Annotated in this window: 12 protein-coding genes; 8 read left to right on the top strand and 4 right to left on the bottom strand. The window is 70.3% G+C overall.

The window, feature by feature from the left end; translation table 11 throughout:
- The 3 genes from ACNPM4_RS04425 to dhaK form a co-directional block, all read right to left on the bottom strand.
- Positions 1–332 (bottom strand): PTS sugar transporter subunit IIA domain-containing protein (locus ACNPM4_RS04425; RefSeq protein ID WP_448984824.1); only part of this gene is annotated, 332 nt, incomplete at its 3' end.
- Positions 329–973: a dihydroxyacetone kinase subunit DhaL gene (dhaL, locus tag ACNPM4_RS04420; RefSeq protein WP_448984823.1), complete on the bottom strand. Its 645-nt coding sequence runs from the start codon at positions 971–973 to the stop codon at positions 329–331. The genes dhaL and ACNPM4_RS04425, both read right to left, overlap by 4 nt.
- Positions 973–1,965: a dihydroxyacetone kinase subunit DhaK gene (dhaK, locus tag ACNPM4_RS04415; protein WP_029262361.1), complete on the bottom strand. Its 993-nt coding sequence runs from the start codon at positions 1,963–1,965 to the stop codon at positions 973–975. Before dhaK ends, dhaL begins: the two co-directional genes overlap by 1 nt.
- A 157-nt stretch (positions 1,966–2,122) precedes the next feature.
- Between dhaK and ACNPM4_RS04410 the strand changes: the two genes are divergently transcribed.
- Positions 2,123–2,890: an IclR family transcriptional regulator gene (locus ACNPM4_RS04410; protein WP_029262360.1), complete on the top strand. Its 768-nt coding sequence runs from the start codon at positions 2,123–2,125 to the stop codon at positions 2,888–2,890.
- An 18-nt stretch (positions 2,891–2,908) separates the two neighbouring features.
- Here the strand turns inward: ACNPM4_RS04410 and ACNPM4_RS04405 are convergent, their stop codons facing one another.
- Entirely contained in the window at positions 2,909–5,029 is a 2,121-nt protein-coding gene (locus tag ACNPM4_RS04405) for a RecQ family ATP-dependent DNA helicase (RefSeq protein WP_448984822.1), read from the bottom strand.
- Positions 5,030–5,122: 93 nt separating this feature from the next.
- On the opposite strand from ACNPM4_RS04405, the gene ACNPM4_RS04400 reads away from it, so the two are divergent.
- The 7 genes from ACNPM4_RS04400 to ACNPM4_RS04370 form a co-directional block, all read left to right on the top strand.
- Positions 5,123–5,542 (top strand): hypothetical protein, encoded by a 420-nt coding sequence (locus tag ACNPM4_RS04400; RefSeq protein ID WP_029262357.1) that lies wholly within the window; start codon positions 5,123–5,125, stop codon positions 5,540–5,542.
- 95 nt (positions 5,543–5,637) lie between these two features.
- Positions 5,638–6,612, top strand: a complete 975-nt coding sequence (gene paaA / locus ACNPM4_RS04395) for a 1,2-phenylacetyl-CoA epoxidase subunit PaaA (RefSeq protein ID WP_372468813.1) — start codon at positions 5,638–5,640, stop codon at positions 6,610–6,612.
- The gene (gene paaB / locus ACNPM4_RS04390) at positions 6,612–6,917 is read left to right on the top strand and encodes a 1,2-phenylacetyl-CoA epoxidase subunit PaaB (protein WP_448984821.1); all 306 of its coding nucleotides are present in this window, start codon (positions 6,612–6,614) and stop codon (positions 6,915–6,917) included. Before paaA ends, paaB begins: the two co-directional genes overlap by 1 nt.
- Positions 6,914–7,777, top strand: coding sequence for a 1,2-phenylacetyl-CoA epoxidase subunit PaaC (gene paaC, locus ACNPM4_RS04385; protein ID WP_372468812.1), 864 nt, complete (start codon positions 6,914–6,916; stop codon positions 7,775–7,777). The genes paaB and paaC overlap by 4 nt, the downstream gene beginning before the upstream one ends.
- Positions 7,771–8,265 (top strand): 1,2-phenylacetyl-CoA epoxidase subunit PaaD, encoded by a 495-nt coding sequence (gene paaD, locus ACNPM4_RS04380; RefSeq protein WP_372468811.1) that lies wholly within the window; start codon positions 7,771–7,773, stop codon positions 8,263–8,265. The genes paaC and paaD overlap by 7 nt, the downstream gene beginning before the upstream one ends.
- Position 8,266: 1 nt before the next feature.
- Positions 8,267–9,430: a 1,2-phenylacetyl-CoA epoxidase subunit PaaE gene (paaE, locus tag ACNPM4_RS04375; RefSeq protein ID WP_448984820.1), complete on the top strand. Its 1,164-nt coding sequence runs from the start codon at positions 8,267–8,269 to the stop codon at positions 9,428–9,430.
- 12 nt (positions 9,431–9,442) lie between these two features.
- Positions 9,443–10,035, top strand: a 593-nt coding sequence (locus tag ACNPM4_RS04370; RefSeq protein WP_448984819.1) for an enoyl-CoA hydratase/isomerase family protein, incomplete at its 3' end; no start/stop codon positions are given.

The raw sequence follows: 10,035 nt of genomic DNA, 5'->3' as shown, positions 1-10,035 counted from the left end.
ACGACCGCCGCGAGCAGCCCCTCCACGAACGGAGCCGGCACGAGGCGCACGGGCACGTCACTCGCACGCAGCTCGAGTGCGAGCTCGGCACTCAGCACGGCCGATCCGAGATCCATGAGGACCAGGACGCCGTCGCAGTCCGCCGCGAGCTCGTCGATCGCGGCGGCCACCGCCACTGCATCCGTCCCGAGGATCGGCGTGCCGTCGCCGTCCACTCCCGCGCCGGCGGCGACCTGCACGCGCACCCCGCCGCCCTGCACCATCTGCAGGGCAAGCTCCAGGGCCGCCTCCCCGAGCCGTGCACTGTGGGAGACGGCGACGATGCCGATCATCCGGCGCTGCCCTCCACCGCTGCGGCGAGCGTGTCGAACAGGATCGCCGTCGATGCGGCTCCCGGATCGAGGTGCCCGGCGCTGCGTTCGCCGAGATAGCTGGCCCTGCCCTTTCGGGCGACGAGCGGGAGCGTGGCGTCGCGGCCGGCCGCGGCCGCATCCGCTGCGGTCCTCGCGGCATCGACGACGGACGCACCTCCGGCGAGCGCGGTGTCGAGTGCCTCGACGGCCGGAGCCATCGCGTCGAACATCGTCTTGTCGCCCGCCTCGGCCTTCCCTCGCGCCACGATGCCGTCGAGTCCTGCGCGCAGGGCGGCGGCGAGCGCCGGCCCGTCGAGCTCCGACACGGCACCGGCCGCCATCCCCATCCGCAGGAAGAACGTGCCGTAGAGCGGTCCGCTCGCCCCGCCCACGGAGCTCACCAGCGTCATGCCCACGGTTTTCAGCAGCTCATCGACCGTGGCCGGAGTGCTCGCCCCGAGCTTCTCGCTCACCGCGCTCATCCCGCGGGCCATGTTCGCGCCGTGGTCGGCGTCGCCGATCGCCGAGTCGAGTTCGGTGAGCCAGTCGCGCTTCTCCGTGACAGCCGCGCCGAAACGGGAGACCCAGTCGGCGAGCACAGCGGTTTCGACAGCCGCCATCACGCACCCCACCGCAGGCCGGGGGTGTTCACCGGGGCGTCCCACAGGCGCAGCAGCTCGTCATCCGCCTTGAGCACCGTGACCGAGCAGCCCGCCATGTCGAGCGAGGTGATGTAGTTGCCGACCAGGTTCCGCGCGATCTGCACCCCGGACTTCTCGAGGATCGCCGCGACCTCGGCGTACATCAGGTACAGCTCGATCAGCGGTGTCGCGCCCATGCCGTTGAGCATCACGATCGCGGGGCCCGCGGCATCGATGTCGGCGAGGATCGGCTCCACCAGCTGCCGGGCGATGTCGGATGCCGGAGCGAGCGGTTCGCGATGACGACCGGGCTCACCGTGGATGCCGATGCCGATCTCCATCTGGTCGTCGGGGAGGTCGAAGGTGGGCTTGCCCGCGGCGGGAACCGTGCAGCTGGTGAGCGCCATGCCCATCGAGCGACCCTGGCCGTTGACCTTCTTGGCGAGTTCCACGACAGCGGCGAGGTCGCGGCCCTCTTCCGCGGCGGCACCGACGATCTTCTCGAGCAGCACAGTCAGACCCACGCCGCGGCGACCTGCCGTGTACAGGGAATCCTGCACGGCGACGTCATCGTCCACCGTGATGCTGCCCACCTCGATCCCCTCCATGGAGGCGAGCTCGGCGGCCATCTCGAAGTTCAGCACGTCGCCGGTGTAGTTCTTCACGATGTGGAGCACGCCGGCCCCGCGGTCGACGGCCTTGGTGGCGACCTGGACACGGTCCGGCGTCGGGGAGGTGAAGACCTCGCCGGCCACGGCGGCATCCAACATCCCGGTGCCGACGAAGCCGCCGTGCAGGGGCTCGTGGCCCGAACCGCCGCCGGACACGATCGCGACCTTGCCCTGCGCCTTGGGCGTCGCCCGCGTGATGACGTGGTTCTCCAGGTCGACCGAGAGCTCGGGGTGAGCGAGCGCGACCCCCTTCAGGGATTCGACGAGAACGTCCTCGGGGGCGTTGATGAGCTTCTTCATCGTTCGATCTCCTTTGATCCTCGGGATTTCTTTCGCGCAATCCGAAAGCAATTCGTTAATGTCGAATATGCTCGGAGCCTGCCGGGTTGTCAAGATCATCTTGAAGACCGGCGGCACACGCACCGGCTCGACGACGCACCGGAAGGAGGCTCCCCCCGTGATCCAGGCGATCGACCGCGCGGCGAAGATCCTCGAACTGCTCCAGGGAGCACGCCACCTCGGCATCACCGACCTCGCCGCAGCCCTCAGCCTGCCGCCTTCGACCGTGCACGGGATCGTGAAGTCGCTGCGCTCGCACGGCCTCGTCGCGAAGGAGCGCGGTGGCCAGCGCTACATGCTCGGGCCGACGCTGCTGCGCCTGAGCAACGTGTACCTCGACACCCTCGACGTGCGTGCGCGGGCCATGCGCTGGACGCAGGAGCTCGCTCGTCGCACCGACCTCTCCGTGCGGCTCGGCGCCCCCCACTTCACCGACGTGCTCGTCATCCACCACAACCTTCGTCCCGACGACAGCCAGCAGATGCTCGAGACCGGCGTCGCCATCCCCGCGCACGCCTCCGCGATGGGCAAGGTGCTGCTCGCCTACGACCAGGGATTCCAGCAGAGCGTCTTCGAGCAGCCGCTACGCAGCCTCACGGGCGACACGATCACCGACGTCGCCCGCCTGACCCTGGAGCTGCCGGCGATCGCGGAGCGCGGCACCGCGGGCGAGTTCGATGAGGCAGTGCTGGGCGAGTCCTCGCTCGCCGCCCCCGTCGCCGACGCCTCGAACGACATCGTCGCGGCGGTCGCGGTGGTGCTGCCGACATCGCAGACGCCGGCCTCCGACGCCATCATGAACGCGCTGCGCGAGACCGCCAGGAACATCTCGCGGGAACTCGGCGCGACCTCGTGGCCGCCCCGCGTCGCGCCCGCCGACGACTGACGCCGGTCCGGCCCTGACTCAGCCGCGCAACGCCAGCGCGAACGGCAGCACCTGAGTCGCACCGGCCTGCCGTAGCACCCGGGCGGCGACCGTCATCGTCCACCGGCTGTCGACCAGGTCGTCCACGAGAAGCACCGGCCCCGCCGGAACGTCGAGGTGCTCGGCACTGAACCGATCCCAGACGCCGCCGAGGCGGAACACGCTGTTGCCGCCCGGCTGCCCGGTAGGACCGCCACCGACCGGTTCGAGCGCTCCGAGATAGGGCAGTCGTCCGACGTCGGCGAGGCCGCGCGCGAGCGAGTCGACGAGCAGCGGATGCGACCGCGACGGCAGGGCGACCACGGCCACCGGCCGCTCGTCCCAGCCCCACCCGGCGAGCACACGGATGCAGGCCTGCAGCAACTGCGGCGTCACCGGGGCATCCGTCGCCCCCGCGGCGAAGAGCTCGCGCAGCGCCCCTCCCCACCCGAGATCCGTGAGTCGGGCCAGCGCCCTCCCCTCGCCCGCCTGCACGTCGGCGGGGATGCGGCCCTTGACCGGCACCTCCAACCGATCGGCACCGGTGGGCCAGGCACGACGAGGTTCGATCGGGACACCGACCCGGTCGAGCGACTCCGCGGCCTGGGTGGTCGCCGACTCCCCGATCTCGCGGGGGAACCATCCGCCCGCGCAGTTGTCGCACCGTCCGCAGGGAGCGGCCGTGTCATCATCGAGCGAGCGCTGCAGGAACTCCATGCGGCATCCGTCGGTCTGCTCGTACTCGATCATGTGCTGCTGCTCGGCGAGACGCTCGGCGGCGATGCGCTCGTAGCGCTCCGCGTCGTACGTCCAGGGCTCGCCCGTCGCGACCCAGCCGCCCTGCACGCGTCGCACCGCACCGTCGACGTCGAGCACCTTGAGCAGCAGCTCGAGCGGCGTCCGCCGGATGTCGACCATCGCCTCGAGTGCCGGCGTCGAGATCGGCGCATCGCCGAGCGCGCCGATCACCCGCTCCGCCCGCTCCCGGTCGGGCATCGACGCGGTGGCGAAGTAGCGCCAGATGTCGCGGTCCTCGACGCCGGGGAGCAGCAGCACGTCGGCGCTCTCGCTCGCTCGACCGGCACGGCCGACCTGCTGGTAATAGGCCACAGGCGAGGATGGGGCACCGAGGTGCAGGACGAAGCCCAGATCGGGCTTGTCGAACCCCATGCCCAGCGCGCTAGTCGCGACCAGCGCCTTGACCTCGTTACGCTTGAGCATCCCCTCGGACTCCGCGCGCTCGTCGGTGTCGGTCTGCCCGGTGTACGCGCGGACATCGTGCCCGTGATCACGCAGCAGCCGGGCCGTGTCGACCGCCGCGGCGACGGTCAGCGTGTAGATGATGCCCGACCCCGGCAGATCATCGAGGTGGCTCAGCAGCCAGGCCAGGCGGCTCGCCGAGTCGCGCAGCCGCAGCACGCCGAGACGCAGCGAGGTCCGTGCGAGCGGCCCGCGGATCGTGAGCACGGGCGCCGCGTCACCCTCGGCGGCCTGGAGGCTGCCGAGCTGCTCCGCGACATCGGCCACGACCCGACTGTTCGCGGTCGCGGTGGTCGCGAGCACCGGCACGTCCGCCGGCATCTGCGCGATCAGGTCACGCAGCCGCCGGTAGTCGGGGCGGAAGTCGTGCCCCCAGTCGCTGATGCAATGCGCCTCATCGACCACGAGCATGCCGATGCGACGGACGAGTGCCGGCAGCTGCTGCTCGCGGAAAGCGGGGTTGTTGAGCCGCTCGGGCGAGACCAGCAGCACATCGACCTCGTCGCGATCGAGTTGAGCGAGCACGTCGGACCACTCGTGCGCGTTGGTGGAGTTGATCGCGACCGCGCGTACTCCCGCACGCTCGGCGGCGGCGATCTGGTCGCGCATGAGCGCCAGCAACGGCGAGACGAGCACGGTCGGTCCCGCGCCCTGACGTCGCAGCAGCAGCGTCGCGACGAAGTACACCGCGGACTTGCCCCATCCCGTGCGCTGCACCACGAGCGCACGCCGGCGCCCTTCGACCAGCGCCTCGATCGCCTCGTACTGGCCGTCGTGGAAGTCGGCGCCCGGTCGGCCGACGAGCTCGCGCAGAGCGGCGAGCGCGGCGCCCCGGGTGTCGGCAGGAGCGAGGGAGGTCATGCCTCCACTCTGCCTCACCCCGCCGACACGACCGGCCCCTCATCCCCAGCCCGCTCGCATCCCGGGCGATCCTCCGTCGTCTAGCGTGAAGGGATGATCACTCGCGAGCTCGCCGTCACCCTTCGAGAGGCCGGACTCGTCTGGCACCCGGCGGAGGGCGACCGTTTCCAGCTCGATCTCCCCGATGAGGTCGAGCTCGAGGCGGAGGCCGAGATCTTCACGGTCAGCGAGATGACGATCGAGGCCAGACAGACCCCGAGCGGCACCGACCTCGCCTTCAACGGCACGACCGAGTGGGCGCTCGACGCGGTGACGCTCGCCGACGCGGTGTGGCTGCCGCGGGAGGATCAGCTGCGCGAGCTGCTGCGCGGCACGTTCCGCTCGCTGTCGCGCGTCGAGGACACCTTCCGGGTCGAGATCGAGATCGCGGACGCCACTTCGGTCTTCGAGCATCCGGATCCGTCCGAAGCATATGGGCGCGCGCTGCTGGCGTTGATCTCCCGCTCACACTGAGCCGCACTCAGGGCCGTCTTGAAACCGGCCATCCGCTGTGTCAGAATTACCTAACGATCGGTCAGTAAAGATGGCCTGATGCCGAGGAGTCGATGATGACCAGTCCCGCAGACCTGTCCCTCGTGGGCGAGATCTCCGATGAGGAACGTCTCTTCGACGAGCTCATCGCGAACGAGCAGCGCATCGAGCCGCGCGACTGGATGCCCGATGCGTACCGCAAGACCCTGGTGCGCCAGATCTCCCAGCACGCGCACTCCGAGATCATCGGCATGCAGCCGGAGGGCAACTGGATCACGCGCGCCCCGAGCCTCAAGCGCAAGGCGATCCTGATGGCCAAGGTGCAGGACGAAGCGGGTCACGGGCTCTACCTCTACTCCGCCGCGCAGACCCTCGGCACCACCCGCGACGAGATGATGGACCAGCTCATCAGCGGCAAAGCCAAGTACTCCTCGATATTCAACTACCCCACGCCCACCTGGGCCGACATGGGCGCGATCGGATGGCTCGTCGACGGCGCCGCGATCTGCAATCAGGTGCCGCTGTGCCGCGCGTCGTACGGCCCCTACGGACGCGCGATGGTGCGGGTGTGCAAGGAGGAGTCGTTCCACCAGCGCCAGGGCTTCGAGATCCTGCTCTCACTCATGCGCGGCACCGACGAGCAGCGCGAGATGGCGCAGGATGCCGTGAACCGCTGGTACTGGCCGAGCCTCGCCATGTTCGGGCCGCCCGATGACCAGTCCCCGAACTCCGCCCAGTCGATGAAGTGGAAGATCAAGCGCTTCACGAACGACGAGCTGCGTCAGCGCTTCGTGGGGATGCTCGTGCCGCAGGCCGAGATCCTCGGCGTCACGCTGCCCGACCCCGAGCTGCGCTTCGACGATGAGACCGGGCAGTACGTGATCGGCGAGATCGACTGGGACGAGTTCTTCGAGGTGCTCCGCGGCAACGGTCCCTGCAACGCCGAGCGGCTCGAGCGCCGTCGCACGGCTCACGAAGACGGCGCCTGGGTGCGCGAGGCCGCGGCCGAGTACGCCCGCAAGCAGTCCCTGAAGAAGAAGGCGGTGGCGTGATGGCGACTCCCGGTGCCGACGAACGCGAACCCTGGCCACTGTGGGAGGTCTTCGTCCGCGCGAACCGCGGGCTGAGCCACGTGCACGTCGGCTCGCTGCATGCGCCGGACGCCGAGATGGCGACCCGCAACGCCCGCGACCTCTACACCCGCCGCGGTGAGGGCGTGTCGATCTGGGTCGCACCGGCCGAGGCGATCACGACGAGCGATCCGGATGCCAAGGGCGCCTACTTCGAGAGCCCCGCCGGCAAGAACTACCGCCATGCCGTGTACTACACGGCCTCCGAGGGGGTGCCGCACCTGTGAGCATCGCACACCCGAACACCGCGCACGAGGACATCGACGTCCACGGCGACGTCCACGGCGACGTCTCGGTCGAGGAGCTCCGCCTCTCGCAGGAGCTCTCGGGCACCGGCGCGGTCGCGGCATCGGCCGACATCGCGGAGTACGCGCTGCGCCTCGGTGACGACGCGCTCATCCTCTCCCAGCAACTCGGCGCCTGGATCTCGCGAGCCCCCGAGCTCGAAGAAGACGTCGCCCTCGGGAACATCGCCCTCGACCTGCTCGGGCACGCGCGCTCCTTCCTGCACTACGCGGGGTCGTACGACGGGCGCAGCGAAGACGACCTGGCCTTCTTCCGCGACGAGCCCGAGTTCCGCTGCGCCTGGATCGTGCAGCAGCCCAACGGCGACTTCGCCCAGACGATCGCCCGGCAGTTCGTGGTGGCCACCTACATGTTCGAGCTGTACTCGGCCCTCCGGGCGAGCAGCGACGAGACGTTCGCGGCGATCGCGGAGAAGTCCCTCAAAGAGGTCGACTACCACCGGGACCACGCGGTGCAGTGGATGCTGCGCCTCGCCGGAGGCACCGAGGAGTCCCGCACCAGGATCGTCCGCGCGATCGGAGACGTCTGGCCGTATGTCGATGAGCTGTTCCGCGACGACGACCTGATCGAGCGTCTCGGTGATGCCGCGGTGCGCCCGTCGAGCCTCCGCGCCGGATTCGACGGCGTGGTCGATACGGTCTTCGCCGAGGCGGAGTTGTCGGTGCCCGCAATCGCGGCATCCTCCGCCGGCGGACGGCAGGGCACCCACGCGACACCCCTCGGCCACATCCTCGCCGAGATGCAGGTGCTCGCACGACGGCATCCGGGGGCGTCATGGTGACGCGGACCCCCACCCAGGATGCCTGGCGCATCGCCGCGGCGGTCCCCGACCCCGAGGTGCCCGTCCTCACGATCGAGGACCTCGGTGTGCTCCGCGCGGTCGAGGCCGACGGTGATCGCGTGCGGGTCGACATCACCCCGACCTACAGCGGCTGCCCGGCGATGGACACGATCCGCGACGACGTCATCCTCGCGCTCACGGCGGCGGGATACGACCGGGTCGAGGTGCGCCTCGTCCTCTCGCCCGCCTGGACGACGGACTGGATGTCGGATGCCGGCAAGGCCAAGCTCGCCGCCTACGGCATCGCCCCGCCGTCCGGCCGCGCCGCGGTGTCGACCGGACCGATCCGGCTCTCGCTGAGCGTGCGCTGCCCGCGTTGCGGCTCCCTCGACACCCGTGAGGTGTCCCACTTCGGCTCCACCTCGTGCAAGGCGCTGTTCGAATGCCGGGCCTGCCTCGAGCCCTTCGACCACTTCAAGGTGCACTGAGATGTCGCTCTTCACGTCCGCGCCGGCATCCGTCCCCCGCGCGACGACCGCCCGCGAGACCGCTCCTCGAAAGCGCGCCCGCTTCCACACGCTCACGGTCGAGGACGTGCGCCCGCTCACCGACGACGCGGTCGAGGTCACGTTCACGGTGCCCGCCGCGCTCGCGGACGAGTACGACCACCTGCCCGGACAGTACGTCGCCCTGCGCACGACGCTCGACGGGGTCGAGGTGCGGCGCTCCTACTCGCTGTGCCGCGCGCCGGAGCACCGCGACGACGGGCAGGACACGCGCCTCAGCGTCGCAGTGAAGCGCGATGAGGGCGGGCTCTTCTCGACCTGGGCGCAGACCGGGCTCCAGCCCGGATTCGAGATCGACGTGATGAGCCCGCAGGGCACGTTCACCTCGGCGCTTCCCGACCTCGACGACCGGCACGTGGTCGGGATCGCCGCGGGCTCCGGCATCACGCCGCTGATGGCTCTCGCCCACACGGTGCTCACCCGGTCGGACACGTCGCGGTTCACCCTGCTGTACACGAACCGCGCCACGCTCGACGTGATGTTCCTGGAGGACCTCGCCGACCTCAAGGACCGGTATCCGACGCGACTCGTGCTGCACCATGTGCTCTCCCGCGAGCAGCGGGCGGCCCCGGTGCTCTCGGGCCGGATCGACGAGGAGAAGCTGCGGACGATCCTCGGCACGCTCATCCCTCCGGCCACCGTCGACGAGTGGTTCCTCTGCGGACCGCTCGCCCTGGTCGACCTCTGCCGCGAGGTGCTGGCCGATGTCGGCGTCGACCGCTCGCACATCCGCTTCGAGCTCTTCACGACCGGCGACGAGCCCGCGCGCGCGGCCCGTCCGGTGCAGGTGCGGGCCGGCGAGAAGACCGTGCGGATCGAGGTCACCCTCGACGGTGTCTCATCGACGGTCGAGAGCCCGGTCGATGCGCACGAGTCGGTACTGAACGCCGCCCTGCGCGTGCGCCCCGATGCGCCCTTCGCCTGTGCGGGCGGGGTCTGCGGCACCTGCCGAGCACGCGTGCTCGAGGGCAGCGTCACGATGACCGAGAACTACGCCCTGGAGCCGGACGAGCTCGAACGCGGGTCCGTCCTCACCTGCCAGTCCCACCCGACCAGCGACCGTGTGGTCGTCGACTACGACGTCTGACCAGGAGCCCCCATGATCGACCTCACCGTCGCCGACGATGTCGCGACGATCGTGCTGAATGCGCCGGCGAAGCTCAATGCTCTCGACGAGCGGGCGCTGGCCGAGTTGGATGCCGCCTACGAGGCCGCGGAGGTCGCGGGCGTGCGCGCGCTGGTACTCCGCGGTGAGGGGCGTGCGTTCTGCGCCGGCCGGGACATCTCGGGCGTCGACCCGCGCGACGACGACGTGCTCGGCTACCTCGGTGGGCTCGTCACCCCGCTGCTGCAGCGGATGGCGCGGTTCCCTGCGCCGACCTTCGCGGTCGCGCACGGCGCCTGCCTCGGGGTGGGACTCGGCCTGTTGATCGCGACCGATGTCGTCTACGTCGCCGAGTCCGCGAAGATCGGCTCCCCGTTCGCCGCGCTCGGTGCGACGCTCGACTCCGGCGGTCATGCGCTGTTCCTCGACCGCCTCGGGGCCCACAAGACGCTCGACCTCATCTACACCGGACGTCTGATGAGCGGGGCCGAGGCCGTGTCCTCGGGCCTCTTCTCGCGGGTCTTCCCTGACGACGAGGTCGTCCAGGCGACGACGGACGCCGCCCCGCCCGCCGCCCCCGGCGCCCC

This window comes from Microbacterium umsixpiens (assembly GCF_053543675.1).
The sequence above is the reverse complement of the archived record's forward strand: the minus strand, read 5'-3'. Positions and strand labels throughout refer to the sequence as shown.